This window comes from Geomonas agri, assembly GCF_020179605.1.
In the GTDB taxonomy this organism is placed as follows: Bacteria; Desulfobacterota; Desulfuromonadia; order Geobacterales; family Geobacteraceae; genus Geomonas; species Geomonas agri.
Genome location: NZ_JAINZO010000001.1, coordinates 1222030 through 1248385, shown reverse-complemented (window position 1 = coordinate 1248385; position 26356 = coordinate 1222030). Strand labels below are relative to the sequence as shown.

24 protein-coding genes and 2 tRNA genes are annotated in these 26356 nt (G+C 60.6%); 4 read left to right on the top strand and 22 right to left on the bottom strand.

Annotated elements, in window-relative coordinates; translation table 11 throughout:
• Positions 1–154: 154 nt before the first annotated feature.
• The 4 genes from K7R21_RS05435 to iorA all read right to left on the bottom strand — a co-directional run bounded on the left by K7R21_RS05435 (position 155) and on the right by iorA (position 4429).
• Positions 155–586 carry an ACT domain-containing protein gene (locus K7R21_RS05435; RefSeq protein ID WP_224982260.1) on the bottom strand — a complete coding sequence of 144 codons (432 nt, stop codon included), beginning with the start codon at positions 584–586 and terminating at the stop codon, positions 155–157.
• 12 nt (positions 587–598) lie between these two features.
• Complete coding sequence (locus K7R21_RS05430) at positions 599–1903, bottom strand: phenylacetate--CoA ligase family protein (protein WP_224982259.1); 1305 nt, start codon at positions 1901–1903, stop codon at positions 599–601.
• Positions 1904–2096: 193 nt separating this feature from the next.
• Complete coding sequence (locus K7R21_RS05425; protein ID WP_224982258.1) at positions 2097–2678, bottom strand: indolepyruvate oxidoreductase subunit beta; 582 nt, start codon at positions 2676–2678, stop codon at positions 2097–2099.
• Positions 2675–4429, bottom strand: coding sequence for an indolepyruvate ferredoxin oxidoreductase subunit alpha (iorA, locus tag K7R21_RS05420; protein WP_224982257.1), 1755 nt, complete (start codon positions 4427–4429; stop codon positions 2675–2677). The genes K7R21_RS05425 and iorA overlap by 4 nt, the downstream gene beginning before the upstream one ends.
• A 343-nt stretch (positions 4430–4772) precedes the next feature.
• Between iorA and K7R21_RS05415 the strand changes: the two genes are divergently transcribed.
• Complete coding sequence (locus K7R21_RS05415; RefSeq protein ID WP_224982256.1) at positions 4773–5105, top strand: phage holin family protein; 333 nt, start codon at positions 4773–4775, stop codon at positions 5103–5105.
• Here the strand turns inward: K7R21_RS05415 and K7R21_RS05410 are convergent.
• Positions 5102–5758 (bottom strand): methyltransferase, encoded by a 657-nt coding sequence (locus K7R21_RS05410; RefSeq protein ID WP_224982255.1) that lies wholly within the window; start codon positions 5756–5758, stop codon positions 5102–5104. The two genes, K7R21_RS05415 and K7R21_RS05410, sit on opposite strands and share 4 nt — an antisense overlap.
• Before the next feature lie 213 nt (positions 5759–5971).
• Here K7R21_RS05410 and K7R21_RS05405 point away from each other — a divergent pair, with 213 nt between their 5' ends.
• On the top strand, positions 5972–6967 hold the full coding sequence (locus tag K7R21_RS05405) for a DUF72 domain-containing protein (protein ID WP_224982254.1): 996 nt from the start codon (positions 5972–5974) through the stop codon (positions 6965–6967).
• A gap of 39 nt (positions 6968–7006) precedes the next feature.
• Here K7R21_RS05405 and K7R21_RS05400 read toward each other — a convergent pair whose 3' ends face one another.
• The 6 genes from K7R21_RS05400 to K7R21_RS05375 all read right to left on the bottom strand — a co-directional run bounded on the left by K7R21_RS05400 (position 7007) and on the right by K7R21_RS05375 (position 12965).
• A complete protein-coding gene (locus K7R21_RS05400) occupies positions 7007–7783 on the bottom strand; it encodes a tRNA threonylcarbamoyladenosine dehydratase (RefSeq protein ID WP_224982253.1) in 777 nt (258 codons plus the stop codon).
• Between the two features lie 135 nt (positions 7784–7918).
• Positions 7919–8176: a hypothetical protein gene (locus K7R21_RS05395; RefSeq protein ID WP_224982252.1), complete on the bottom strand. Its 258-nt coding sequence runs from the start codon at positions 8174–8176 to the stop codon at positions 7919–7921.
• Between the two features lie 82 nt (positions 8177–8258).
• Positions 8259–9740, bottom strand: a complete 1482-nt coding sequence (locus tag K7R21_RS05390; RefSeq protein ID WP_224982251.1) for a TolC family protein — start codon at positions 9738–9740, stop codon at positions 8259–8261.
• Between the two features lie 31 nt (positions 9741–9771).
• A complete protein-coding gene (locus K7R21_RS05385) occupies positions 9772–11001 on the bottom strand; it encodes an ABC transporter permease (protein WP_224982250.1) in 1230 nt (409 codons plus the stop codon).
• Positions 10998–11723 carry an ABC transporter ATP-binding protein gene (locus tag K7R21_RS05380; protein ID WP_224982249.1) on the bottom strand — a complete coding sequence of 242 codons (726 nt, stop codon included), beginning with the start codon at positions 11721–11723 and terminating at the stop codon, positions 10998–11000. The genes K7R21_RS05385 and K7R21_RS05380 overlap by 4 nt, the downstream gene beginning before the upstream one ends.
• Positions 11724–12965, bottom strand: coding sequence for an efflux RND transporter periplasmic adaptor subunit (locus K7R21_RS05375; protein WP_224982248.1), 1242 nt, complete (start codon positions 12963–12965; stop codon positions 11724–11726).
• Positions 12966–13273: 308 nt separating this feature from the next.
• Between K7R21_RS05375 and K7R21_RS05370 the strand changes: the two genes are divergently transcribed.
• Entirely contained in the window at positions 13274–13858 is a 585-nt protein-coding gene (locus K7R21_RS05370) for a superoxide dismutase (RefSeq protein ID WP_224982247.1), read from the top strand.
• Positions 13859–13957: 99 nt separating this feature from the next.
• Here the strand turns inward: K7R21_RS05370 and K7R21_RS05365 are convergent, their stop codons facing one another.
• The 8 genes from K7R21_RS05365 to K7R21_RS05330 all read right to left on the bottom strand — a co-directional run bounded on the left by K7R21_RS05365 (position 13958) and on the right by K7R21_RS05330 (position 21223).
• Positions 13958–14125, bottom strand: coding sequence for a hypothetical protein (locus K7R21_RS05365; protein ID WP_224982246.1), 168 nt, complete (start codon positions 14123–14125; stop codon positions 13958–13960).
• A 19-nt stretch (positions 14126–14144) separates the two neighbouring features.
• Complete coding sequence (locus K7R21_RS05360) at positions 14145–15941, bottom strand: cytochrome c3 family protein (RefSeq protein WP_224982245.1); 1797 nt, start codon at positions 15939–15941, stop codon at positions 14145–14147.
• A 19-nt stretch (positions 15942–15960) separates the two neighbouring features.
• Positions 15961–16473 carry a lipocalin family protein gene (locus K7R21_RS05355; protein ID WP_224982244.1) on the bottom strand — a complete coding sequence of 171 codons (513 nt, stop codon included), beginning with the start codon at positions 16471–16473 and terminating at the stop codon, positions 15961–15963.
• A gap of 48 nt (positions 16474–16521) precedes the next feature.
• Positions 16522–17091: a hypothetical protein gene (locus K7R21_RS05350; protein ID WP_224982243.1), complete on the bottom strand. Its 570-nt coding sequence runs from the start codon at positions 17089–17091 to the stop codon at positions 16522–16524.
• A gap of 254 nt (positions 17092–17345) precedes the next feature.
• Positions 17346–17666: a helix-turn-helix domain-containing transcriptional regulator gene (locus K7R21_RS05345; protein WP_224982242.1), complete on the bottom strand. Its 321-nt coding sequence runs from the start codon at positions 17664–17666 to the stop codon at positions 17346–17348.
• A gap of 1 nt (position 17667) precedes the next feature.
• Positions 17668–17997 carry a type II toxin-antitoxin system RelE/ParE family toxin gene (locus K7R21_RS05340; RefSeq protein WP_224982241.1) on the bottom strand — a complete coding sequence of 110 codons (330 nt, stop codon included), beginning with the start codon at positions 17995–17997 and terminating at the stop codon, positions 17668–17670.
• Positions 17998–18141: 144 nt separating this feature from the next.
• Positions 18142–18226: transfer RNA gene (locus K7R21_RS05335), tRNA-Leu, on the bottom strand.
• A gap of 102 nt (positions 18227–18328) precedes the next feature.
• Positions 18329–21223, bottom strand: a complete 2895-nt coding sequence (locus K7R21_RS05330) for an EAL domain-containing protein (RefSeq protein ID WP_224982240.1) — start codon at positions 21221–21223, stop codon at positions 18329–18331.
• A 338-nt stretch (positions 21224–21561) separates the two neighbouring features.
• On the opposite strand from K7R21_RS05330, the gene K7R21_RS05325 reads away from it, so the two are divergent.
• Positions 21562–21637: transfer RNA gene (locus K7R21_RS05325), tRNA-Ala, on the top strand.
• A 280-nt stretch (positions 21638–21917) separates the two neighbouring features.
• Here K7R21_RS05325 and K7R21_RS05320 read toward each other — a convergent pair.
• Genes K7R21_RS05320 through K7R21_RS05310 form a run of 3 tightly spaced genes read right to left on the bottom strand, consistent with a single transcriptional unit; the run spans position 21918 to position 26327 of the window.
• Positions 21918–23093, bottom strand: coding sequence for a lipocalin-like domain-containing protein (locus tag K7R21_RS05320; protein ID WP_224982239.1), 1176 nt, complete (start codon positions 23091–23093; stop codon positions 21918–21920).
• 1 nt (position 23094) lies between these two features.
• On the bottom strand, positions 23095–25629 hold the full coding sequence (locus K7R21_RS05315; protein WP_224982238.1) for an ABC transporter permease: 2535 nt from the start codon (positions 25627–25629) through the stop codon (positions 23095–23097).
• A complete protein-coding gene (locus K7R21_RS05310) occupies positions 25626–26327 on the bottom strand; it encodes an ABC transporter ATP-binding protein (protein WP_224982237.1) in 702 nt (233 codons plus the stop codon). Before K7R21_RS05310 ends, K7R21_RS05315 begins: the two co-directional genes overlap by 4 nt.
• Positions 26328–26356 lie beyond the last annotated feature (29 nt).

Genomic DNA, 26356 nt, shown 5'->3' with positions numbered 1-26356 from the left:
GGCTTCTGTGTTGTTTCGGGGCCCCAAAACCCCCCCCCCCCGGGGGGGGGGGGGGGGGGGGGGGGCCACGATTCAAAGGGACGAGGTTTCCCCCTCCCCAACCCTCCCCCTCCGGGGGAGGGAGCTTATCGCCGCCCGCTCACCTTATACCCACCTACATGCTATACAGCCTCTCCCCTGGCAGCACGTTGAAGTTCTTGCCGGTCAGGGTGGCGATCGCCTTCTGGGTCTCGTCGAAGCGGAAGATCATCACCGCGTTCTCGCCGCAGCGCTCTACGAAGGCGTACATGTACTCGACGTTGATACCGTCAGCGTCCAAGACCTGGAGGATGTCAGCGAGCCCGCCGGGACGATCCGGTATCTCGACCGCGACAACCTCGGTCTTGCTCACGGTGAAGCCGCGCTCCTTTAGCACGGTCCTCGCCTTTTCCGTGTCGTTTACGATCAGGCGCAGAATGCCGAAATCGGAGGTATCCGCTAGGGACAGGGTGCGGATGTTGACCCCGGCGTCGCCCAGGATGCGAGTCACCTCGGCCAGACGTCCGAACTTGTTTTCGATGAAAATGGAGATCTGTTCTACGTGCATGACGTTCCCTCCTTAGGCCTTGTTCCTGTTGTCGATGACGCGTTTTGCCTTTCCTTCGCTGCGGGTGATGCTTTTCGGTTCCACCAGCCTGACGCGGCAGGTTACACCCAACATCTCCTTAATCTGTTTCTCGATCTTGGCCGACAGTGCCTGCAGGTGCTTGATCTCGTCGGAGAAGATATTCTCGCCCACCTCGACCTGAACCTCGAGAGTGTCGAGGTTGTCTTTTCTTTCCACGATGAGCACGTAGTGCGGCTCGACCCCCTCGACACCCATGAGGATCGCCTCGATCTGGGACGGGAAGACGTTGACGCCGCGAATGATGAGCATGTCGTCGCTTCTGCCACTCATGCGGGCGATGCGGGCATGGGTCCTGCCGCAGGCGCACGGCTCGTAGGTAATAGAGGTGATGTCGCGGGTCCGGTAGCGTATCAGCGGGATCCCTTCCTTGGTGATGGTGGTGATGACCAGCTCGCCCATCTGCCCTTCGCCAAGCACCTCGCAGGTTTCCGGGTTGATGATCTCGGGGATGAAGTGGTCCTCCCAGACGTGCAGCCCCTTCTTCGCCTCGCAGCACTCGATGGCGACGCCCGGTCCCATGATCTCTGAGAGACCGTAGATGTCGACGGCGGAGAGGTTCAGCTTGGTCTCGATGTCCCGGCGCATCTCCTCGGACCAGGGCTCGGCGCCGAAGATGCCGACGCGCAGTTTCAGGTCGCGGAAATCGATCCCCTCTTCCTTGGCGGCCTCGGCCATGAACAACGAGTAGGACGGGGTGCAGGTGAGCACGGTGGAGCCGAAGTCCTGCATGATCATGATCTGCTTCTTGGTGTTGCCGCCAGACATCGGGATGACCGAGGCGCCCAGCCGCTCGGCGCCGTAGTGCGCGCCCAAGCCGCCAGTGAAGAGGCCGTAGCCGTAGGAGTTGTGAATGATGTCACCCTTGTGCACGCCGGCCGCGACGAAGGAGCGTGCCATCAGCTCACTCCAGGTCTCAATGTCCTTCTTGGTGTAGCCGACCACGGTCGGTTTGCCGGTGGTCCCGGAAGAGGCGTGGATACGGACGATGTCCTCCATCGGCACCGCGAACAGGTTGTAGGGGTAGGAGTCCCGCATGTCCTGCTTGTAGGTAAACGGGAGTCGCTGCAAGTCGGTGAGTGAATTGATAGAATCGGAGCTGACGCCGGCCTTGGCGAGTGCCTCCTTGTAGAAGGGAACGTTTTTCTCGACCCGGGCCACCATGGCCTTCAGCCTCTTGAGCTGCAGCGCCTGGAGCGCTTCCCTCGGCAGTGTCTCGAACTCCTCGTTGAAGTACATGCTTGTGCTCCTTAGAACCGGGCGAATGATTATTCGCCCCTACTTCGTTGTTAGGCCAAATTCGTCCAGGGTGGCGGCGCCCTCATCCGCCCTTCGGGCACCTTTTCCCGGGGGGAGAAGGATTCTTAAGGTCAGACAGGAGCAGCGTCCACCCCCTCGCCCTCCGGGAGAGGGGCAGAGGTGAGGGAAGCCGTTATTTAAGTCCGCGCCCCATTTCGAAGGCCTTGAGGTTCACTTCCAGCGCTTTCTTGGGCACCATCTTCTCGATGGCCTCGATCCAGTACTTCTCCTCGATGTCGAGACGCTTGGAAACGGCGCCAAGCAGCACGGTGTTGGCCGCGCGTGCGTTGCCCGCCTGGATGGCAAGGTTCTGGCCGTCCACCAGCAGGCAGTCCGGGCAAAGCTCCTGGATCTTCAGCGCCATGTCGGCAGGATAGCTCTCCTGACCAACCAGCACGGCAGGGGGCGCAATGCAGAGATCGTTCACCACCACGGCGCCACCGGGCTTCAGCAGGGACAGGTAGCGGTAGCTCTCCATCAGCTCGAAGCCGAAAAGGATGTCCCCCTCCCCTTCCGGAACCATCGGGGAGAAGACTTCCTTGCCGTAACGGACGTGAGACACGACGGAGCCGCCGCGCTGGGACATGCCGTGGATTTCGCTCTTCTTGACGTCGAAGCCTGCCAGCATGAAGGTCTCGGAAAGGATCTCGGCGGCGAGCAGGATGCCCTGGCCACCCACGCCTACCAGGACGATGTTGGTTACCTTGTCGCTCATTTTGCCTCCTGAATCGCAGAGAACTTGCACAGCTGGCTGCAGACGTCGCAACCGTTGCATAAAAGCGGATCTATGTGCGCCTTGCCCTTCTTGCCGCTGGACGGCACCCACTCGATGGCGGGGCAGCCGATCTTGAGGCAGGCACGGCAGCCGGTGCAGGATTCCTCAACCACCTGCAGCGGTGCGCCGGCCTTGAAGATGCCTTCCCTCTTGATGAGAACGCAGGGCTTGTCGGTGATGATGACTGAGGTCTCGGGGCGCTCCATCTCCTCGGAGATCACCGTGCGGCACTCGTCCAGGTCGAGGGGGTTGATGGTGCGCACGTTCTTGACGCCGATCGCCTTGCACAGGAGCTCGAAGTCCACGGCGTTGGTGGGATCGTTCATCAACGTATGCCCTGAGCCGGGGTTTTCCTGGCGGCCGGTCATGGCGGTGATCCTGTTGTCCAGGATGATCACGGTGGCGGCGCCCTTGTTGTAGACCATGTCCATCAGGCCGTTGATGCCGGTGTGCAGGAAGGTGGAATCGCCGATGACCGCAACCACTTTCTTCCTCTCCTCAGGGGAAAGCACCTTCACCGCGCCGGTCGCCATGCCGATGGAGGCGCCCATGCAGACACAGGTGTCCATGGCGGACAGCGGCGGCATGAAGCCCAGGGTGTAGCAGCCGATGTCGCCGGAAACGTAGGCTTTCAGCTGGTTCAGGGTATAGAACACGCCGCGGTGCGGGCAGCCCGGACACATGTTGGGGGGACGCCCCGGGAGCTTTTCGACGGCAGTCGCGGCGTTTTCCGGCAGGCCGAAGGCTTTACGCACCCTGCCCGGGGTGAGCTCGCCGCAGATCGATATGATCTCCTTGCCTATGACCGGGATGCCGATCGCCTTCACCTGCTCCTCGATGAACGGGTCCAGTTCCTCGACCACGTACAGCTTCTCCACCTTGGCAGCGAACTCGCGGATCAGGTCGAAAGGAAGCGGGTGCACCATGCCCAGTTTCAGCACGGAAGCCTCCGGGAGCGCCTCGCGCACGTGCTGGTAGGCAATGCCGGAGGTGATGACGCCGATCTTGCCCTCGCGCATCTCGACCCGGTTGATCGGCATGCTGCAGCCGTCCTTGGAGAGCTGCACGGTGCGGTCCTCGACCACAACGTGGCGTACGCGTGCGTTGCCCGGCAGCATCACGAACTTGGCGGCATTTTTCTCGATCTTCGCCTCACGGACGAGGTCGGTGCGCTCGCCCATGTTGACCACCGATTTGCTGTGAGAAATACGGGTGGTGGTGCGCAGCAGGACAGGCGTGTCGTACTTCTCAGATATCTCGTAGGCGAGCTTGGTGAACTCCAGGCATTCCTGGGAATCCGCAGGCTCCAGCATGGGAACCTTGGCGAACTTGGCGTAGTTGCGGCTATCCTGCTCGTTCTGGGAGGAGTGCAGTTCGGGGTCGTCGGCGCAGACGAGCACCAGGCCGCCGTTGACGCCGGTGTAGGAGAGCGTGAACAAGGGGTCGGCGGCGACGTTGACGCCAACGTGCTTCATGGTCACCAGCGACCTGGCGCCGACGAAGGAGGCGCCGATGCCGACTTCGAGGGCAACCTTTTCGTTGGTGGCCCAGGAGGAGTCGATCTCCCGGTAGCGGATGGTGTTTTCCAGGATCTCCGTGGAAGGGGTGCCGGGGTAGGCACAGGCAACTTTCACCCCTGCCTCGTATGCGCCTCTGGCAATGGCTTCGTTGCCGGAAAGAATTTCCTTCATGGGTTGCGTATCCTCTGTGTATTAATGTGAGAGTCGGCGAAATATACCCGAGTATTGCCCGCGCTGTCAACTTGTTTATAGGAGCAAGTTAATCGCTATAATCAATGTTTATGCGGGTTTAGCCGACGACTTTCCCTGGTAGTGTGAAGCTGCGGACAGTTTTTCAAGGGGCGGCAGAGGTGATGTTTACTGTCAGCTTGAACATCGTTTTGAGGAGCCTAAACAACATCCCAAAACGAAGCCAGTGTCACCCTTGCCAGAGGACTCACACAGAGCTTGGTCGTAAAAGAGAATCGGGTATAATAGGCGGGTTGTTTTTGGCTACAGACTAAGGAGGTTCAACGTGGGTTTTATAGTGAAGTGGCTGGTACACGCCGTGGCGATCGTCATTACCGCCTATTTCCTGCCGGGGGTGCACCTGTCCGGATTCGGCGCGGCGCTGATTACGGCAGTGGTGCTCGGCCTCATCAATACCTTCATCAGGCCAGTGCTGATGCTGCTCACCCTGCCATTCAACATCCTAACCCTGGGGCTGCTCACCTTCGTGATCAACGCGCTGCTCATCATGCTGACCAGCGCCCTGGTGCGCGGCTTCACGGTGGACGGCTTCTTGTGGGCACTCCTGTTCAGCCTGGTGCTGTCGGTGGTCAACTTCATCTTGAACGCGATTTTCTAGAGCGGCTCGCCCATCAGCAGGCGGTTCTTGGGGGTAATGTCGAGCGGGATGGTCTGGGTGTAGACCCGGTACCCCTGCGAGCGCAGCCACGCGGCACGGGTGACGTCGACGGCAAGCGGTCCGTCAACCCAGCCGGCAACGCCGCCGTCATCGCAACTGCGCAGGTCGTGGCAGCAGGGTAGCACCGCCACCCGACAGCGGGCGGAAGCCGCCCTGGCCAGGACCAGATCGGTAAGAGAGCCGCAGGCGTGGGCGGAAACGGCAATGTCATCGCTGTGCAGTTCGACCAGGTTCAGATCCTGCTCCAGGAGGGTGAACCGGCCGGCAGCAGCGGGCCATTCCGCCCTGATCTCTGAGGCTAGCCGTTCAGCACTTTGCGGGATGCGCAGATCGACACCGATGCCAGCACGGAGTTCACGGTCCAGAACGAGCAGTACCTGCGCCAACAAGCCGTGCCCGGCGGCAAGATCCACCACCCGTCCGCCGCGAAAACGTCGGTGCACCCGCCGCGCCACCTCCCACGCCTCGTACAGTTCCTTACGCGGCAGACACCCGGCTCGGCAGACGGCGCGAGCGATACGGTCAAAGAGGGCGTCGCTGGGAAAGTGCTCCAGCATGTGCAGGGTCAGTCGATTTTTTGAAGATCGATCCATTGAATAGATTTTCCTTTTGCTCCCCTCGCCACCCGGCAGATTGGGGTGTAGACATCCCCTCGCCCTCCGGGAGAGGGTGCCCGCAGGGCGGGTGAGGGCGACGCCACAGAGAGAGATGATTGCCAGTTGCAACGCCCTCCCCCCACCCTATCCCGAAGGGCGAGGGGGCGTGGACAGGAGAGTGCCCTATCTACCCGGCACCACGGAGAAACCATGGGAGGAAAGATCCGCATCGGTACCTGCTCCTGGACCGAAAATAGCCTCATCGAAAGCGGCGCCTTCTATCCGCACGGCGCCTCCACCCCCAAGGCACGCCTGAAGTTCTACGCAAGCCAGTTCGACACGGTTGAAATCGAGAGTTCCTACTACCAGATTCCCTCTAGCGAGATGGTGCAGGCCTGGGTTGAGCGGACGCCCCCCGGCTTCCTGTTCCACGTCAAGGCCTTCGCCGCCCTCACCGGCCACAACATCGATCCGCGCCGGTTGCAGCAGGAGTTGCGCGCCATGTTGGCACCAGGCGACCTGGAGCGGGAGGATCTGCACGTAGCCGAGCCCGTGCTGCTCAGGGCCATGGCGCAGGCGCTGGTGGCAGCCTTGGCACCGCTTCGGCAGGCACACAAGATGGGCTTCGTCATCTTCCAGTTCCCGCCCTGGTTCGGCTACAAGAAGGCCAACCTGGACTACCTGAATTACTGTAAGGATCTGATGGCGGGGATCCCCATCGCTGTCGAGTTCCGCCACGGCAGCTGGTTCACCTCGCAGCACCGGGACGACATGCTTGCTTTCCTCAAAGAGCACAAGATCACCTACATCACCTGCGACGAGCCGCAGTTCGGCAATCTCTCCACCGCCCCCTTCCATCCCGCAGCCACCACGGGTATCGCCTACTTCAGGCTACACGGTAGAAACGGCGACAGCTGGCATAGCGATGCGCCGGCCGACGAGTATATGTATCAGGAAAGCGAGCTGAAAGAAATTGCGCGGGACGCCATGCGGCTAAACGAGACGGCGCGGACCACTTTTATCATGTTCAACAACTGTCGCAGCGGCTGCGCGGCTAGGAACGCTCTAGAGATGCGGGACCTGTGCGGGAGGCCTCACTCCCCTCCCCCGGAGGGGGAGGGCCAGGGAGGGGGCTTGCGTGCAGTCCAAGCTGCCCCCCTCCCAACCTCCCCCCTCCGGGGGGAAGGGCATGAGGTAGAGGGGTAAGGAATATTACAAAAAGGTCTGATTTCGGCACTTAACGCCTTAGGCACCTTGCGCCGCCAGCAGGTCATTCACCACTACCCCCGCCATGGTCAGCCCGAAGATGGAGGGGATGAAGGAAACGCTCCCCAGTATCACGCGGCGGTGTTCGCAAGAGAACTTCTGATCGTCCTTATTGGGGCAGATGCAGTTCCCCTTGCAGCCGCCGTCCTTTCCCACCTGCTCGCGGTACTCCTCGGTCGAGAAGACCACCTTTACACCGCTTTCAATCCCCTGTTTTTTCAAGAGCTTACGCACAGAACGCGCCATGCGGCACTTGTGCGTCTGCGAGATATCGGCGACGCCTATCTTGGTCGGGTCAAGCTTGGCCGCTGCCCCCATGCTCGAGATGATGGGAATGTCCTTTTCGCGGCAGGTGCGAATCAGGTGCAGCTTGCTGGTGATGTGGTCGATGGCGTCGACCACGTAGTCGTAGTGGTCGTGGAGCAGGAAGTCGCTGTTCTCCGCGGAGTAGAAGTCATGGTAAGGAACGATTTCCGCCTGCGGGTTGATCAGGCGCATGCGCTCGGCCATGACCACCGCCTTGGCCTTACCCACGGTGCCGTCCATGGCGTGCAACTGGCGGTTGACGTTGGTGAGGCAGATCTCGTCGAAGTCGACGATGACCAGGCGCCCTACCCCGGCACGGGCCAGTGCTTCGGCGGCGTAGCTTCCTACCCCGCCCAAACCGAAGATGGCGACGGTCGAGTTTTTGAGTTTATCGAGTCCAGCAGGTCCAATAAGGAGTTCGGTACGGGAAAAACGGTGCAGATGGGACATGTTTCCTTTGCCTTTGACGCTTTTGTGGAGATGGTGACGGCAAAGTATCTCATAGGTGGGGCGTCCGTTGGAAGCAAAAAGGGGACAGGCTCCGCAGGTGCCCGTCCCCTTTAACACTGTCCCTCTTGCCAACCATCAACGCCGCGGCAGCGGGTTTCCCGACTCGGTCCGTATCCGTTCGAACCCCTCCTGCTTGGCGACTTCTTCATCGTAGGTATAAAAAATGGCATAGTTGCTCCCTACGCCATGCGGGTCAAGCTCTATTCCTTTTTCTTCCCACCGTTTGAAAAGCTGCAGGCTCTCGTCAAAAGTGCGGATGAGGTCGGCAACGGTCTTGGCACCAACCGCAGTGAACCTGATCTGATGAACGTGCTCGTAGCGCACCCTTGACATAGCCACCTCCACCTTCAACATTAACATTCGCCAATTGTAGCGTGGATCGTGCGGGTGGCAAACAGGTGCTCCGGAGCGGTGACTACTTCATCTTTTGGTACAGGTGATCGGCATCGGTGTCGGTCACGCTGATCCCTTCCTGGTTCAGGATCTCCCCGGTCGCACGCCACAGTTGCGTGATCGAGTTGTTGTAATCCACCACGGCCTGGATCTGGTTCCCCTTGGCAGTCACCAGGTCGTTCTCGACATCGAAGACGTCCTTGGTGGTAGCAAGGCCAACATCGTGACGCTTCTGGAAGGCACGCAGCCTGTCCTCGGCATAGGCCGTGCCGCGCGCGGTTACATCAAGCTGGGTGTAGCTTGCCGCCACCAGGCGCAGCGCCGCCTTTACGTCCCGCACCACGCCGGACTCAAGGTTTTGCAGCTGGGTCTGGGCTTGTTCCAAGGTGAGCTTTTTCCTGATGTAGTCATTCTCCGCGGCCCGGTTGCCCAAGGGATAGCTGAACTGCAGCCCCACCCCCCAGCTCGGTTCGTCGATGGTCGCAGTTTTCTCCATACCGCGCAGGAAACGGGGGTCGAAGCCACCGGTGCCGACGCTGGCATTGAGGGTAAGTGCTGGCAAGGTCTGGTTCTTCGCCACCCGCTGCTGCAAGTCATTGATCTTGATGACGTCGCGCTGGGTGGCAAGCTCGGGGCGGTTGCCCAAAGCACCGTCCAGTGCCTCCTTTTCTGCGAGGTTGTAGCGGCCGCGGTAGGGCTGGTCCGCAAGAACGATCTCCGCGGTGGATGGAAGTTGCAGTTCAACCCGCAGCACGTCCATCTGGTCCCGGACCGCCCGCTCCGCGTCGATAACCTGCTTTTCGCGGGTGGCAACCTGGAATTCGGAATTGAGCAGCTCGTAGGCCGGTAGCACGCCCGCCTTGACCCGTCCCTGGTCGTCCTGCAGGATGCGCTTGGCCAGGGCCAGCGAGGTGCGGCGCACCTCGAGCACCTCGAGCAGGTTGTAGAGCTGGAAATAGTCGTTGCGGACCTTGGCGACGGTATCGCTCAGCCGGGTCCGGAAAACGTTCATGGTCTCCCCCTTGGTGAAACGGGAGACGTTGATGGCGAGCTCGGTGTTCTCCTGCCCGAAGCCCCTGAGCAACGGTTGCTGCAAGGTGAGGTCGACGGCGTTGGAGTAGTACTTGGCGGAATTGCTGATCCAGCCGCTCTGCGCGGTGGCGCCGACGACGGTGCCGGTGGGCAGGAGCTGGCTCACCCCGGCGTTCGCGGTGACCTGATCGATCGGCTGCGGCCGGAAAGTCAGGAAGTTGCTGCTGTTGCTGCGCTCGTAGTCAATGCCCAAAGTCAGCAGCGGATCGTATATCCCCAGGTTACGCCGAATGTCGGCCTCGGCCATGGCGGGGTTGTACAGTTCCACCTTCAGGTCGAGGTTTTTCTCGAAGGCCATCTTGATGGCATCCTTCAGCGTCAGGTTGACGGTGGGCTGCGCGAGGGCCGAGGTGGCGGCGCCGAGCACCAGGCCAAGGGAAAGGGCAAGCGCGGTTTTCCTGTTTCTCTTCATGTGCGATCCTTTCAACCAGCTTGATAAACGGTTACTCGTATCTCAGTGCGTCGATCGGGTTGAGCGACGCCGCCTTGCGTGCCGGGTAAAAGCCGAAGAAAACCCCGACTCCTGCCGAGAAGGCGAAGGCGATGATGATGGTGTTGACCGAGGTCAGGGTGGGCCACCCGATGAAGCTTGCCACGAGCTTCGCTCCCGCTACCCCTAGCAACATGCCGATGACACCACCGCAGGTGGTAAGGAGCACGGCCTCGGTCAGAAACTGCAGCAGGATGTCCCGCTTCTTGGCCCCGATGGCGATGCGGATACCGATCTCGCGGGTGCGCTCCGTGACTGAGACCAGCATGATATTCATAATGCCGATGCCACCCACCACGAGAGAGATCGACGCCACCGCGCCGAGCAGGATGGACATTACCTTGGAGGACTGCTCGGTTACCGCCAGGAGTTCGGACAGGTTCCTGATGGTGTAGTCGACCTCGCGGTTGGGTCCGATCCGGTGGCGCTGGTTCAGGAGTTCGGTGACCTCGTCTTCGGCCTTGTCCAGCACCTCGGCGTTCTTGGCCTGCACCATGATGGAACCGACCACATTGGGGAACTGGCTTCCCAGCAGCTTCCTCTGCGCGGTACGCAACGGCACGTAGATGACGTCGTCCTGGTCCTGCCCCTGGGGCGACTGTCCCTTCCTCCCCAAACATCCCACCACGGTGAAGGGTATCTTCTTGATCCTGATGATCTTTCCGACGGGGTCGGTGCCGCCGAAGAGGTTATCAGCGACGGTCTGGCCAATCAAGCAGTTCTTGGTGGCGCCGTCAACATCGGACTGGGTTATGTTGCGCCCTGCGACGATGGTCCAGTCGCGCACGTCCACCATCTCCGGCGTCACCCCGTACACCACGGTGGACCAGTTCTGGTTACCGTAGACCACCTGCCCGGACCCACGAACGTTAGGGGCGACCGCAGCGACCGACGGACACTCGGCCTTGATGGCGCGGGCGTCGTCGTAGGTGAGTGTCTGGGTGCCGCCGGAACCGGAGCGCATGCCACCGGAGGTGACCGATCCTGGGAGCACCAGCAGCAGGTTGGAGCCGATGCTGGAGATCTGGTCTGAGATCATCTTGCTGGCACCGGAGCCGATGGCGACCATGGCGATGACGGCCGCGATGCCGATGATGATGCCGAGCATGGTGAGCAGCGCACGCATCTTGTTGACGCGCAGGGCGCGCAGGGCGATGAGCAGGCTTTGGTAGAGCGTGGTCATGGTTGCGGCACCTCCGCGGGCACAGCGGCGCTCTTCGCTTGGTAGGGCTGGTCGGAGATGACCTGGCCGTCGCGGAAGATGATGTGCCGGCTGGTAAACTCGGCCACGTCGGGCTCGTGAGTGACCATGATGATGGTGATCCCCTGCCGGTTCAGTTCCTGGAAGATGGACATTATCTCGATGGTGGTCCTGGAATCGAGGTTACCGGTGGGCTCGTCGGCCAGGATGATGGACGGGCGGTTGACTAGTGCGCGGGCGATGGCGACGCGCTGCTGCTGACCGCCGGAGAGCTGGTTGGAATAGTGCCCTTCCCTGCCGGCCAATCCAACCCGCTCCAGTGCTTCCAACGCACGCGTCCTCCGCTCGGCAGCCGGTATCTGGGCGTAGACCAGCGGCAGCTCCACGTTCTGTCGTGCCGTGGTGCGGGCCAGCAGGTTGAATCCCTGGAAGACGAAGCCGAGCTTCTTGTTGCGCACCTCGGCCAGGGCGTCGGCCGAAAGTTTCCCTACGTCCACGCCGTCGAGGAAATAGCTCCCCCGCGTCGGGACATCCAGACATCCCAGGATATTCATGCAGGTCGACTTGCCGCTGCCCGAGGCTCCCATGATGGAAACGAACTCACCCCGCTGCACGGTGAAGGAGACCCCCTTCATCGCCTCGACGCGCTCCTCCCCCATGGTGTAGATCTTGACGACGTCGCTAAGACGGACTACTTCGTCCATTTAGAACCTCGGTCCCATGGGCATGCCATTTTTCTTCTTATCCTGGCTCACCTGCTCGATGATGACGTCGTCGCCTTCCTTCAGGTTGCCGGAGAGCACTTCGACAAAGCTGCCGTCACTTATCCCAGTGGTGATGGTTACCGGCACCGGCTTCCCTTCTACACTAAGCGTGTACACCTTCTGTCCGCCGTCCTTGCCGCCGGGCTTGCCCTTGGAACCGGTACCGGCGCCGTGCCCACCGCCGGTACCGTTCATGCTACCGGGGCCAGTCTTGCCGGATGCGTTCTTATCCTTGTCGGAGCGCGGCTTGAAACGGAGCGCGGCAGCCGGGACCTTGAGCAGGTTGTCTTTTCTCAGGGTCTCCACGGTGACGTTGGCAGTCATGCCCGGTTTCAGTTTCAGCTCCTTGTTGTCCACGGCGATGACCGTGACGTAGGTGACCACGTTCTGGGTCACCACGGGTGCGTTCCTGATCTGCACCACGGTCCCCTCGAACTGCCGGTCGGAATAGGCGTCCACGGTGAAGGTGGCCTTCTGCCCCACCTTGAGTTTGCTGATATCGGACTCGTCCACGCTGGTGTCGATCTGCATCTTGGTAAGGTCCTGCGCGATGGTGAACAGCGTCGGCGTCTGGAAGGAGGCCGCGACGGTCTGCCCGACGTCCACGTTACGGGAGACGACAGTGCCGTCCACCGGCGACCTGATGGTTGAGTAATTGAGGTTGGTTTCTGCCTGCTTCAATGCACCACGAGTCTGCATCACGGCGGCCTCGGCCGCCTTAACGCCACTCACTGCGGAGTCATAGGCGGTCTGGGCGGCGTCGAGGTCGCTCTGGGCAACGATCCCTTCCTTCAGGAGTTCCCTGTTGCGCCCCAGCGTCCTCTTGGCATCCACCAGGGTCACCTTGGCCTTCGCAAGATTGGCTTCGGCGTTAAGGGCATTGCCGCGGGACTGCTGCACCGCGGAATTGAACAACGCCGGGTCGATCTGGGCGATGGGCTGCCCCTTCTTCACGGGCGAGTTGAAATCCACGTACAGCTTCGCGATGGTGCCAGAGACCTGGGTACCGACCTGGACCGTGACCACGGCGTTGAGCGTACCGGTGGCGGAGACTGTGGAGGCGATGGTGCCGCGCTCGACCTTCTGGGTCTTGTACTGCGCCTTCGGAGGTTGTTTGAAGTAGAAGTAGCCGGCCACTCCCAGAATGGACAACAGTATGACGGCGCCTACGATTCTTTTCACGAGTCCACCTCTATATTGATTCTTGAGACTGTCTTTGCAGCGCATGTTGTCGACATCAGACCTGCGACAGGCTAACCGCTAAATGTGCAAGAAAGATGAAACAATGATGATATGTGCAATCCACAGTCAAACCGTCACTTTAACCACGGAAGGACCCGCGGTCAATGAAAATAATCTATGGCAATATCGCGCCGAGCCTTCCAGATCTCCCGGGTAATATTTGACAGCCCTAATCATCCTTGTACAATTGGTCAGTGTTTTTGCGGAACCGCTGCAAATGTCGAAAACTACAAACAAAGGAGAGAGATATGACGGCGTTCACGGCAAAAGACTACTCCGAGCTGATCGGGATGCCCGGATTCAGCGAGGCGCTCCTCAACAACCACTTCACCCTGTACCAGGGGTATGTGAAAAACAGTAACGCCCTCGACGAGCAGCTCATGCAACTGCGCAAGGACGGCAAAGGTTCCGACCCCACATTTGCGGAACTGAAGAGGCGTTTCGGGTGGGAGTTCAACGGCATGAAACTGCATGAACTCTACTTCGAAAACCTCGGCGGCAACCAGCCCATCAACCAGGACGGCAGGCTGGCGGCCCGTTTGCACCAGGACTTCGGAAGCTACGACGAGTGGGTCCAGGACTTCAAGTCCGTCGGGGCCATGCGCGGCATCGGCTGGGCAATTCTGTACCAAGACGCCCACAGTGGCAAGCTGATGAACTGCTGGATCAACGAGCACGACGTCGGTCACCCCGCCTGCTGCGTACCGATCCTGGTGATGGACGTCTTCGAACACGCCTTCATGACCGATTACGGCCTCAAGCGCGCCGACTACATCAACTCCTTCTTCCAGAACATCGAGTGGACCAAGGCCGAGGAAAGGATGCAGATGTAATGTCTCCCTGCAGTGCCTGTTACCAGAAACAAAAAGGGTCTCTGAAGGAGACCCTTTTTGCTACTCTGAGCTGTTGACGCACTCTTCACATCAGCATGGTCAACGGCGGCAAGCCTCACAGAACCGGTCATCGGTGCCGGCCAACTGGCAACCGCAAGAAGCGCAGGCATTGTCCCACTCGGGGTGCCCCGCCTCCGCAGCCCGCTTCTTCGCCTCCAACCGCCTTACCTCGGTTTCCATCTCTTCGTTGTACTGCGTTTCAAACATCGCTATCCCCTATTCCCTTTCAATGAATTACCTTCGCCGTACGCGCCTTGCCAACATCTCCCCTGACTCGGGTGTACAGTTCCCGATCCCTGAGCGACGGCAGCGAGAAGTCGCCGTCGATGTGCCAGCGGTCCTTCAGATAGAACCACGGCGCCAGGCTGGAAAGCCGGTAACCGGCAGAGACCTCAATCTTTTCTGATTTCGGGTCGCGTATTGATAGCCCCTTCTTCCCGGCAGTCACCGTGTGGCTGCCACTGAAGGGCAATGCGCCGGCGTCGCTGAAATCCCATTGCACCACCTGGCGCTGTTCGCCGTCAACCAAATCATGACAAGAGGCACAGGAGCGGCTTTTCCCGTATTTGTGGGACACCTTGTCCATCTGAATCCAGAGCAGGGCCTTGTTGTTTTCGGGGAGGCCGCCGAAGAGACCGACATAGCCGAAGGCGTCGTCGGTGCGCTGCAGATCGGGCAGATCGGCAGGCCATCGCCAGTGCAACCCGGGTTTCAGCGCAGACTCCTTCTGGTTCATGACTGCCATCGGAAACGGTTTCACCGGGATCCAGCGCCCCTTCTGGTCGCGGATCAGGATCGGCTCCTTCATGATGCCGTAATATTCCTTGTACTTGAAGTATGGCGTCTCCATCCCCGCCAGCTTTCCCGGCCCCCAATAGGTCCCCTGGTACCCCGAGACATTCTGGATGTGGCACGCCTCGCAGGCGAGCGACTTGTGCAGCGACTTCTGGTGGCTGGCGAGTTGCCGCTCGTGGCATTTGTCGCAACGCCCCTGCCGCTTAACCATGGCATGTCCCAGCCCGCGGTTGGAGCCGCTGTTCTCGTGGCAGTCCAGGCAGACCACCTTCTTCACCTGGTGGATGTCCGGCTCCATTCCCTCGGGGTTGGCGTAAGTTCCGCCGAAATAGCCGGCGCCTCGGCGGCGCTCTTCCGGGCCGGCATGGCAGATCTGGCCGCGGCCGCCACCATAGCAGCTCTCTGGCTTCGGCACCCTGTTGAAGGTGTGCATCCCCGCCCTGAGATTGCTGGCATCCCGCGGCTGAGGATCATAGTGACAATCGAGACAACCGACGTGGCAGGTGTTGCAGCTGCGCTGGTTGAGAGCGCTTTGTTCCCTGGAGAAAGGAACCGCGGTGTTGGGGGCAATCTTTTCATAGTTGCCATCGAACCACACGCCGCAGTTATGTGGACCGCGCTGCGGATCGCTCCAGCTCTGGTAGCGGCTCTGCTTACCGTTTTGCGCCATCGTGCTCCGGGTGAACTCGGAGAACTCCTTCGCGTGGCAAGAACCGCAGGTCTGCTCGATAGTTGAGAAATCCTGGGAAAGGTTGTCCAGACGCTTGTCATGGTACAGAACCAGGGCGACATTGGGATCGATGACGGCCTTCCCGTCTTTGATGACCTGGTTCTTGATGCGGGTCATCGGATTGCCGGTCAGTTCCAGGGGAGCCTTCCGTTCGGTCGTCTCGGCGAGCAGCCCCTTTTTGCGCACCAGGTGCAGTCTCCCCATGCCCTGGTGGGCGGCGGTACGGTCTGAATTGGCAGGATCACCCATGTGGCAATCTACACATCCCGCATTCATTCCCGATTGCTGCTCCACTTCTTCAGGGGTCACAGCGAGGTGCGGAAAACCAAGAGAGGTCATCCTGGCGCGGTCGCTATGACAGTCGGTGCAAGAGTCAGCGGCGTGGGCAGGGACGACGTAAATGAGGAGGAGCAAGAAAGCGGGAAGAAGCGAGAAGAGAAACCGGCAGCGGTGCAGCATGGTTACAGCACTCTTTCGGCCAGGAAAGCGTTTGTCCATCTCCCCCTCCTATTGCACTCTAGTTGTGGGTGATAAAGATCAACTTGCTCGTGTCGAAGCCAAGAGCTGCCGCCTTTGCAACGAGCCGATCTTTGACTGAAGCTTCCATCTCAGGACTACGTGACAGGATCCACAGATAATTGGTGTTTGGACCACAGACCAGGGAGTATTGGTAACTGTCATGGTCGAGGTCAACTATAACATAGGAACCGTAAAATGGTCCGAAGAAGGAAACCTTCAGGTATCCTTTGTCAGGAGCATCAACAAAATATGCCTTGCCAATGGCCTCTTTCCACCTGCTTTCTTTGGCCAGGTAGCCCCGGTTGACTACCTTGAGGCCGCCATCTTCCCGCAGGCTGTATTCCGCGGTTACCCGGCTGAGGCCCCGCTCGAAGGAGTGATCGAGACGTGCGATCTCGTACCATTTGCCCAGGTATTTCTGCACGTCAAAGTTATCGACCGGCTTAACACGCTCAGGCATCCCCGCGCACCCCGACAACAACAGCGTCAACCACAGCGATAATTTCTTCATCCCGTCCCTCTCCCCGATAAAGCTTCCAGTTTTAAAGTATCAGAAGACTCAGCAGGACTCCGCTTCTGTGTGGCGAAAGGATACCACCAATCCCCAGATGATGGCTGCAGCCATGACGGCACCTCCGGCGACGAAGAAGAAAGTGCCGATGGCATGGTCCCAGGGAAGCATGCCGAGCTTTCCCAGCATCACCTCCCAGTCGTGATAGTCTTCCACCTCACTCCCCGTTACACCTCCAAGGAGTGGAAGTTGACCAGCACGCGCATCGTCGGCATAGGGAGCGACATCGGCCATGCTCTCTCCGAGCCACCAGATACCCACGGCTGTAGCATACCGGTCGCGGCGCATGTAAAAGGAGACCGCCACCACAGCCGGAACCAGAAGCTGCATGATAGTGCCGCCGGCGACCTGGAGGAAGCGCCCCAAAGGCGAAAAGAGAACGTGCCCAGCCTCGTGAAAGGGGAGATTGACGAGGTGCAGGAAGGTTTCGCCGACATAGTTGGAGACTATGGGATGGGTCAGTATGCGAAAACTGTAGAAGGCGAGGAGAGCGAGGAAAGCGCAGCGCGCAGCGACCACGCCGGGAGCAGCGAGTCGGCTTGCAACAGCAGAGGGCATCGACCTGACCACCTCCGGCTGTGAGGGCGCTTGGTCCGAACGTCGCCGCACCTTGGCGAAGATAACCCCGCACTTGGGGCAGGTGTCACTACCAGGCGTGTGCGGTGCTGAGCACTTAGGGCAAACCGCGAGTGCCGTGTTTGCCTCAGATGGTGGCATGACTCTTCTCCCTGGGCAGATGCCCGTTTAAAGGCATAGCCCTTCAGAGCTAAGCCTTTCGCTAGTGAGCGGGGCATGAAGATAGAATGAAGGGGCTAAACCGCAGTCACCGTGGTCTCAACCCGAACACGCAATGCCTTTTTCATGGTGGCAAAGATGGCAGACAGGTTTTCCATGGTGGGGTTACCACTTGCGGAAAGCATACGATGCAAGCTCTTACACGGTTTCTGAACCTCTTGGGCTAATTGCTCAAACCCAACCGTCGCGTTGATAAGATCGCGAAGAATGAGTTTCGCAGTGGCAGAATCACCATCCAACATAAGATCGATGGCCTCGTGCAAAAGGGCTTTTGCAAAATCAGGATCCTGCTCCACCCTCTTCTTTACCGTCTCTTTAAAATCACGCGTCAAAGCCATATTACTTCTCCTTCTTGCGCTTTTGATACTCCTTCCATAGTACGATGGCCCGCTCGATATCCTTTTGCTGCCCTTTTTTGGTGCCGCCACCTAAAAGGATGATGAGCCTGTCGCCATCGCGCCCCACATAGATGCGGTATCCGGGTCCCCAGTCCAAACGGTACTCACCGATACCGCGAAACCACTTCACGTTGGAGAGGTTCCCTTGCTCCATTTTCAGCTTCGCAACTGAAAGCTTGGCAGCGGCAAGCGTATCCAGAGTTAAGAACCAATCCTCGTATGGACTGGTGCCATCCTCTTGCAGGTATTCTTCGACGCGACACCCGATCATAAAAGTAACCTATATGTTACTCAAACTCAAGAAATGTTTCGTAACCACAAGATGATAGCACTCAACCATGGCGGCAGAATGCAAGCGAGCAGGTCATATGAAAAAAGGGTCCAGCCTCTAAGAAGCTGAACCCTTATTTGTTGATGGTACCGGAGGCCGGGGTCGAACCGGCACGCCTTGCGGCGCTGGATTTTGAGTCCAGTGCGTCTACCAATTTCACCACTCCGGCGTCTTTTAAACGGGAACTGCGTTCCCGCCGCAAAAGAGACACATCTTATACCAACAAAAAGAGCGCGGGTCAAGTAAGATTCCCTAACTTCTGCCATTCCTGTCAGACGGTCCCTTTCTGTGCGCGTTGCGCCAGATACTGCTCGGCATCTTCTGCTGTCAGAGGCTTGCTGTAGAAATACCCCTGGATAATGTCACAGCCATGCTGCACCAGGAACTCGAGCTGGGCCTCGGTCTCAACCCCTTCCGCCACTACCTTCTTGCCAAGCGTATGCGCCATAGCGATGGTCGCGGAGGCGATAGCGGCATCGTCAGGATCGACCTCGATATCCTTTACGAAAGAGCGGTCGATCTTCAGCTTGTCCACCGGGAAGAGCTTCAAGTAGCTGAGTGACGAGTAACCGGTGCCGAAATCGTCGAGGGAGAGGCCAATGCCCATCGCCTTCAACGCGCCAAGAATACGCGTACTTTCAACCGGACGCTCCATGGTCATGCTTTCGGTCACCTCGAGCTCGATCATTTCGGGATCAGCGCCGCACTCCTTCATGATCGCCGACAGCATCTCGGGTAGATCTGGCTGCCGCAGTTGCCGGGCCGAGAGGTTAACCGCGATCGGTACCAACGGAAGCCCAGCTTCACGCCACCGCACCGCCTGACGGCACGCCTTCTCAAATACCTGCCGACCGATCTCCAGTATCATCCCGGTCTCTTCAGCCACAGGAATGAACCGGTCCGGGTAGACCAGGCCGTTATCAGGACTCTGCCAGCGCACCAGCGCCTCGAAGCTCACCAGCTTGCCACTAACCGGTTCCACCTGGGGCTGGTAGTGGAGTACGAACTCGTCATTGGCGACGGCGCTGCGCAGGCTGTTCTCGATGGCAAGTCGCTGTCGGGCGGCGGTATGCATCTCTTTAGTGAACATCTGGTACGTGTTGCGCCCGGCAGCCTTGGCGTGATACATGGCCGCATCGGCGTTCTTGAACAGTTCGGCCACGGTGGTTCCGTCGCTGGGGAAGACGCTGATGCCAATGCTGGGACTGGTGTAGACCGTGTTGTTATCCAGGAAATAGGGGGCGGCCACCGTCTTCAGAATTTTTTCGGCCAGATGCGCGGGCTCGACCTGCGACCGGATCCGGGGTTGCACTACCACGAACTCGTCTCCACCGAAACGGGCCACGACATCTTCGGCCCGTAGTGCGCCCTTGAGTCGGGACGCCACCTCCTTGAGCAACAAGTCCCCAACATGATGGCCCAGGGTGTCGTTTATCATTTTGAAACGATCCAGGTCGATGAAGAGGACGGCGAGAGAGTGTCGTTCCCGCTTCGCCTGTTCCAGAGACTGGGTCAGCCGCTCCACCAAGGTGTGCCTGTTGGGCAAAGAGGTGAGCGTATCCGTGTGTGCCAACTGCTGGATCCGCATCTCCGCGACCTTGCGCTGGGTGATGTCCGAGAAAGTCGCGAAGTAGTTGGTTATGACGTTATCCGCGCCGCGAATGGCCGTGATAGTGAGCCACTTGGGATAGAGGGAACCATCCTTGCGCTTGTCCCAGATCTCTCCCTGCCAGTAGTTGGTTTCCAGGATGGAGCGCCACATGTTCTCGTAAAACTTCTTGTCCTCTATGCCGGACTTGAGTACTCGCGGGTTTTTGCCCAATGCTTCCTCGCGGGAGTAACCGGTGAACTGGGCGAAGGCCCTGTTGGTCTCCATGATCCTGTTTTCGCTGTCGGTAATGACGATGGCCTCGCCGCTCTCATTGAAGATCTTGGCAAGCAGGTTGATCCGCTTCTGGGTCTTCATCTGCTCAGTCTTGTCCCTGATACACTCGATGGCGCCGATAACCTCCCCTTTCGAGTTGCGCAACACCGAGGCGGCGGTGGTCAGGTAGGCAGGGGTCTCACTAAGGCCGGGAGCGTAGCATTCACCATGCACAATGTCACCGGTACGGGTAAACCCTTCATAGCTCCCCTCGCCGTCGCGGCTGGGATCCAACGCCAGGTCGATCAGTAGGGGGCGCCGGTGACCGTAGAAAGGAAGTGAGTATTCGAGATCGCCACGACCGATCATCTTTTCGGCGGGAACGCCGGTCAGCCTGGCCAGTTCACGGTTCCACCCCACTACCTTGCCAAGATTGTCGATAATCAGGGTCGCATCTGGGAGAAAATCAATAATGGTCAAGAGGTACTGCCTGGAATCCTGCAGTTCCAGGTTTTTCTCCTTGAGCTGGGCCTCTTGTTGGCAGCGCTCCAACTCGGTCCTGATCGTACGGCGCGTGATGAAACCGACCGAAGCGAGACCAAGAAGCCAGATAGCGCCGTGACTTATTACGATGCCCCGTGCCTGCTTCACCGCCGCGGCATAAAAAGGCGCCAACGGTATAGAGACGTCGGTCCCACCGCGCAGTTCACCAACCTTGATACCGGTCCAGGCGTGACACTTGAGACAGGACTGTTCCATGATCATGGGCTGCATCATGCGCAGGTAGGGTTTCCCGTTGATAAGCGTGGCGCTATGGTAAGTCTCGCGGGTCCCCTCCACGATGAACAGTGCGGTTCGCTCCCACTCGTCCGGGGCGTCGACAGCGTTGATGTACAACCTGGAGGTAATCCTGGTATTGATACCGTTGAACTGGGGCGCTTCCTGGGTGATCTCGTTCATGATCATGGCGGGGTTTTTCAGCGTCAACTGCCCCCCCCTGGTAGTCTGCAGGTCGCGGTCAGGCACGTGATTCAGAAAGGGGCTCGGCGTGACCAGCGGCCCGAGTTCCATGTAGATCCCGCCGCGTTTGGATGCCCACTTTCTGAAGGCCAGGTCCTTGGCAAGTGCTATGTGGGCTTGGGTTCTGGCCAGTTCGAAAGCCTGCTGGTAGGCGACGCGCACGTTCCACCACACGGCGAGGGCCAGCAGCAGGGTCCACACCAGGACGGTAACTACAGCTCTAGAGAGGATTGTTTTTACGGAGCCAGTGTTCTGGAAGGAATTTTTGGAATCGAATTTCACCTCAGCCACTCTCCCGGGGGTTAAGAGTGCTCGGCCGATAGTTCAATACCACAGGATCTGGTGAACGGTCGATAGGCAGCCGTGGTCAAAAGTCCACACCATGTGGCTGCAGTTGTTCATGTCCTATCGGGTTCAGAAGCTAATGGCTGTATAGGAGGAATCGAAAGACAGAGTTCGCCAACCCCTTAGTTGACCTGTCTAACACAGGATAGAGTCATCCTATACAGCTCGTAGAGCCGCAACCAGGGCGGATGTGCGTTAAAAACTTTTTTACAAGCAGTGAAGAATTATATATTGACAGTCAAAGCACCGTTTGCTATAAACAGGACTCCTTCGATGGGGCTGTAGCTCAGTTGGGAGAGCGCTTGAATGGCATTCAAGAGGTCGACAGTTCGATCCTGTTCAGCTCCACCATCATTTACAAAGGACTTAGGACTCTCCTAAGTCCTTTTTTCGTTTCCGTACTACTCACAATTAGCTACTCAACGAGAAAAGCACCGGGCCACAGCGCCAGGTGCTTTTTCTTTTTAGGGCTCTCTTAGCCCGTGTTGGTGCCGTCATGCGAAGGATGGGTCTGGCACCGCAAGATGCCTGTCCCCTTTGGGATTGGCGAAGTCGGCAGGGCTGAAATGAGCGTCCCACCAGGCGGACAGGCACCTGCAACGCCAGGCCCCTCTGTTTCTGCCACGCTGCCTCAGCGCGACGGTTCCTTGTTTTCCTCGACAGCCGCTTGATACCCGGTCATCTCCAGGTATCCTGATCCGCCGGGACTCCCATCCAAACCGCGCACCTCGACTGCGCCCTCCCAATAGCGAAACGCGGTAAGCAACTCCTGCTCGGGAAGCCTCGGGACCACTTCCAGAGCTATCCCCTGTCCGGGAACCCGCAACCGCCACACCGCCGGGTACCGGGCACCACTGGCGGGGCTCGCCCACCAACTAACCACCTCCAACTGCACCTCGTCGCGGGCGAGCTTCGTGCTGCGGCCGTCGGCAGCGACCAGGTTCCCGCCTGAAAAGGGATCGCTACTGCCGTCACGCCGGCGCAACTGGTAGAACATCAGGTCCCTGCCGTCGTCGAGCTGCAGGGCGAACCAGTCCCAGCCGACCTGGTCCGGCTCCAGGGCGCTGGTGCTCCATTCACGATCCAGCCACGACAGCCCGCTCACGGCGAAGCGCTGCGTCCCGATACGGATCGTCCCCGAGGTTGCCATGCGTGGAATGGAGTAGTAGTAGGAGGCGTTGCCCGGCGTCGCCCCCTTGCGACTGAGCCCCCCTGCCCCGTTCAGGACCTCGGACTTGAGGCTCACCAGATCGAAGTCGACGGCGAAGTCAGGCTCGGCAGCGGTCAGGCGCACTCCCCACGGGCGAGGCGACGTCTGCAGCATGGTCCAATCCTCCAGGCGTACCGAGAGCGGATTCCCACCGGCGCCGGCAAGCCCCAGTGCGGCCCGGCTGAAGCGCTCGGCGAAACGGTACTTTTTCCCCGCCACGTCGGTCAGCGCGAAGTGCGCCATGTAAACCTCGTTGGTCCCCCAGGCAGATGCCCGCAGCACGGCGGCGGGAGTAAGGGCGGTTTTGAAGAAGGTCAGCTGGTAGCCAAAGCGCCGTCCGTCGCGGGTTTGCAGATTGCCGGTGAAATACCACCACTCGTTGCGAAAACCGGGATGCGGCCCGTGATCGGCGGGAAAGGTGAACCGGCGCGGTTTGTCGGCACGGAGGTACCCGGGCGCAGCGGCGCCACCCAGGGTCTGGGCGACGCTGAAGGTCTCCTGTCGAGAGCTGTCGGGAGTCCGCGTGGCAGACCGGAAATACCACGTCAGCAGCAGGGCGCAGACCGCAACAGCCGTCAAGATGAGGAGCCGACGCATGCTAATCCTCCTCCTTCAAGGCCACGGCGGGCGAGGTGCGTGCGATCCTGAGCGAGGGATAGATGCCGGCCAGGAACGCTGCCGTCACCGCAAGGAGCAGCGCCTCGCGGAGTTGCGCGGGGGTGATGGCAAGCTGCATGGTCCAGCCGAAGGAGCGGAGGTTGATCACGTAGATCAGCACCAGGGCCTCGGCGATCCCCAGGGGAAGCGACAGCAGCCCGGCAATGAGCCCTATCAGGACCGTCTCTCCGCAGACCACGCCCCAGACCTGCCCCGGTGTGAGGCCGATGGCGCGCAGCACCGCGAGCTCGCGGGCACGCTCCACCTGCATGGCCATGAGGGCGGAGAGGATCCCCACGAAGGCCACCAGCATGGTCAGCATGCGCAGCACCCCGGTGATAGCAAAGGTGCGGTCGAAGACCTCCACTGTGGCCTGGCGCAGCTGCGCGTTGGAAACCACCATCACCTGATCTCCACCTACCCTCGCCCGTACCAACTCAAGAAGCAGCGCCACACTGAGCCCGGGTCGGGCGGTAAAGGACATGCCGTCGACGCTCTGGTCGGCGAAGTTGGCGACGTAACCGGCGCGGCTCATGATGACGATGCCGGTATCTGAGCCGTAGTCGTAGATGACGCCGGCAACGGGGAAGCGCCTCTCGCCGCGACTGGTGCGCAGGGTGACGCTGTCACCGGGATGCAGGTGATGCCGGTAACTGTAGGGCTCGGAAACCAGCACCGCGCTGCCGCTACGGAATGCGTCCCAGGCGCGGGCAGGATCCCCCTCCTTGAAGGGGTAACGCAGGAAGGTCCGCTGCGGCACCTGAACGGAGAACACCTCCACCCCGCCGACAGCGCCTTCGATGCGGACCCGGCGCGAGAGTGTCACCTGCGCCTCCCCGGCAAGCCCGGAGAGGCGGGCCACCAAGGCGGGGTCGAGCGGAGGACGGTAGCGGCCGCCGCCACGGTCCGCCGAGGTCACGTAGACGTCGGCCTGCAGCCAATTGCTAAGCCAGTTCTGCACCGTGAGCCGGAAGCCCCCCACCATGATGCCGACACCGATCCCGGCAGAGACCGCAACCACGAGTGCCGCGGTAGCCACCCCGGTGCGGGAAAGGGACACCACGACGCCGCGGGCCGCCATCCTGCCCAGGGAGCCGAGCAGCAGTTCCAGCAGGGGACGCAGCAGTGCGCTGAGAAGCATGACCGCGGCGGGGACCAACAGGGTATAGCCGACGATGACGGCGAAGAGCCCGAGGAAGCCCCCGACGATGCCGCCGCGTTCGGTGAGGAACAGCCCGCAGCCGGCAGCGATCAGGAAAAAGCCGCCACAGGTCGCCAGCGGCAGGAGCCTCCGGCGGCGCGACTCCACCTGCGAGCGCGACAGCACCGCGCGCGGGGGCGCACCGGTCGCCTCAAGGGCGGCGGGCATGGTGGCGGCCAGGGTGGCGGCGACGCCGAGCAGAGCCCCCTTCCACAGCGCGCCTGGAAGCAGTGGCACCCGACGCACCTCCATCACGAAGTAGAGGTCATTGATGGTCCTGGTTACCAGCCGGGTCAGTTCCGAGCCGAGGAGCGCGCCCGCCGCCAAACCGGCCACAGTGCCTGCAATCCCGATCAGGAGCGCTTCCGCGCAGATCATGACGAAGACTTCCCGGCGGCTCACCCCGAGCGCCCGAAGCATCCCGATCAGGCGTCTCCTGCGCACCACCGAGAAGGTCATGGTGTTGTAGATAAGGAACATGCCGACCACGAGGGCAAGCAGGCTCAACGCCTTCAGGTTGAGCCGGAAGGCGCGGGTCATCTGGTCCAGCGCGCCGGCCTTGGCCCCGGCAGGGACGATGTCGGCGCCGGGAGGTAGGATGGCGCGCACCTCCTTGAGCACACTCGCACCCTCCTCCCCTTCCGGCAGGACCAGGTCGATACGGGAGAGACGGCCCACCAGGCCCAGCAACTCCTGCGCGGTGGCGATGTCGCACACCAGCACCGAGGCGAGCGCCACCCGGCTTACCTGGTCCGGGGGCTCGAGTAACCCGGCCAGTACCAGCTGGCGCCGGATGCCGGCGCTGTCGGCGGCAACAGCTGCGCCCCGCTTCAGGCCCAGTTCTGTAGCGCTCTCCGGGAGCATCAGCACGGTGCCTGGGCGCGTCATCAGTTCGGTCAACACGCCGCGGTCGGCGAAACGCGAGGAAAAGCTTCTCAGGGGGGGCTCGGCAAAGGGATCGATACCGATCAGTTGGAAGGTACGGCCGGCGAGCTGCAGGTGGCCGGAGACAACGGGAGCGGAGCCGCGCACGCGCAACCCGACGCGGATCTTCCGGTAGAGGTTTTCGTCAAGGGAGGTGGGGCCGCCGACCACCTGGTGCGTGGCGCGCCCGGCGACGGTTTCCGCTGCCAGGCGAAAAGCGCGCTGGGCAGCCTCGTTGGCGTGGTCCACCGCGGTGACCACGGCTACCCCAAGCGCCACGCCCAGGACGGCCAGCACGGTGAGCCAGGGGTGGCGCAGCACGTTGCGCATCCCGGCGCGCCACAGAATCATCCCTTAACTCCCGGGACGTCCGCATCCACGAGGACGCCGTCCTTGATGCTCAGCACCCGGTCGGCAAGGGATGCCACCTCGCCGCTATGGGTCACCAGCACCAGCGTGGTGCCGGCCGGGCGGAGCAGGCGCTGGAACAGGTCGAGCACCTGGCGTCCGGTCTGCGCATCCAGGTTGCCGGTCGGCTCGTCGGCAAGCACGAGCTTGGGGGCGTGCACCAGGGCGCGGGCGACGGCCACCCGCTGCTGCTCTCCGCCGGAGAGCCGGTCAGGGAAAGCGCGTCCGCGGTCAGCGAGCCCCACCGCGTCCAGGAGTTCGGACGCGTGCCGGCGCCCAGCCGGGGTCAGCGTTCCGGAGAGCTCCAGGGGGAGCAGGACATTCTCCTCGACGGTAAGCGTAGGTATCAGGTTGTAGAACTGGAAGACGAAGCCGATGTGGTTGCGGCGAAACAGGGTGCGCTCGCGCTCGGACAGGCGGGTCAAGTCGGCGCCGTCCACCCTTACCTCGCCGTGGTCGGGAAGGTCGATGCCAGACACCAGGTTCAACAGGGTCGATTTCCCGGAGCCGCTGCGCCCGAACAGGAACACCCAGGAGCCGGGATCTATGGAGAGGGAAGCGTCCCGGAACACGATCCGCTCCCGGTCCCCCTCGTGAAAACTCTTGCCGATCCCCTTCAATTCGACAATCGGTTCTGCCATCGCATGTCCTTTGCCTGGAGGGGAGCTTA

Coding starts and splice junctions, on each gene's coding strand:
- K7R21_RS05425 (WP_224982258.1), bottom strand. CDS start 2,678: ATGAGCGACAAGGTAACCAACATCGTCCTGGTAGGCGTGGGTGGCCAG.
- K7R21_RS05380 (WP_224982249.1), bottom strand. CDS start 11,723: ATGGACGAAGTAGTCCGTCTTAGCGACGTCGTCAAGATCTACACCATG.
- K7R21_RS05405 (WP_224982254.1), top strand. CDS start 5,972: ATGGGAGGAAAGATCCGCATCGGTACCTGCTCCTGGACCGAAAATAGC.
- K7R21_RS05310 (WP_224982237.1), bottom strand. CDS start 26,327: ATGGCAGAACCGATTGTCGAATTGAAGGGGATCGGCAAGAGTTTTCAC.
- K7R21_RS05365 (WP_224982246.1), bottom strand. CDS start 14,125: ATGTTTGAAACGCAGTACAACGAAGAGATGGAAACCGAGGTAAGGCGG.
- K7R21_RS05430 (WP_224982259.1), bottom strand. CDS start 1,903: ATGTACTTCAACGAGGAGTTCGAGACACTGCCGAGGGAAGCGCTCCAG.
- K7R21_RS05360 (WP_224982245.1), bottom strand. CDS start 15,941: ATGGACAAACGCTTTCCTGGCCGAAAGAGTGCTGTAACCATGCTGCAC.
- K7R21_RS05350 (WP_224982243.1), bottom strand. CDS start 17,091: ATGCCCTCTGCTGTTGCAAGCCGACTCGCTGCTCCCGGCGTGGTCGCT.
- K7R21_RS05435 (WP_224982260.1), bottom strand. CDS start 586: ATGCACGTAGAACAGATCTCCATTTTCATCGAAAACAAGTTCGGACGT.
- K7R21_RS05340 (WP_224982241.1), bottom strand. CDS start 17,997: ATGATCGGGTGTCGCGTCGAAGAATACCTGCAAGAGGATGGCACCAGT.
- K7R21_RS05320 (WP_224982239.1), bottom strand. CDS start 23,093: ATGCGTCGGCTCCTCATCTTGACGGCTGTTGCGGTCTGCGCCCTGCTG.
- K7R21_RS05355 (WP_224982244.1), bottom strand. CDS start 16,473: ATGAAGAAATTATCGCTGTGGTTGACGCTGTTGTTGTCGGGGTGCGCG.
- K7R21_RS05345 (WP_224982242.1), bottom strand. CDS start 17,666: ATGGCTTTGACGCGTGATTTTAAAGAGACGGTAAAGAAGAGGGTGGAG.
- K7R21_RS05400 (WP_224982253.1), bottom strand. CDS start 7,783: ATGTCCCATCTGCACCGTTTTTCCCGTACCGAACTCCTTATTGGACCT.
- K7R21_RS05395 (WP_224982252.1), bottom strand. CDS start 8,176: ATGTCAAGGGTGCGCTACGAGCACGTTCATCAGATCAGGTTCACTGCG.
- iorA (WP_224982257.1), bottom strand. CDS start 4,429: ATGAAGGAAATTCTTTCCGGCAACGAAGCCATTGCCAGAGGCGCATAC.
- K7R21_RS05315 (WP_224982238.1), bottom strand. CDS start 25,629: ATGATTCTGTGGCGCGCCGGGATGCGCAACGTGCTGCGCCACCCCTGG.
- K7R21_RS05390 (WP_224982251.1), bottom strand. CDS start 9,740: ATGAAGAGAAACAGGAAAACCGCGCTTGCCCTTTCCCTTGGCCTGGTG.
- K7R21_RS05370 (WP_224982247.1), top strand. CDS start 13,274: ATGACGGCGTTCACGGCAAAAGACTACTCCGAGCTGATCGGGATGCCC.
- K7R21_RS05385 (WP_224982250.1), bottom strand. CDS start 11,001: ATGACCACGCTCTACCAAAGCCTGCTCATCGCCCTGCGCGCCCTGCGC.
- K7R21_RS05410 (WP_224982255.1), bottom strand. CDS start 5,758: ATGGATCGATCTTCAAAAAATCGACTGACCCTGCACATGCTGGAGCAC.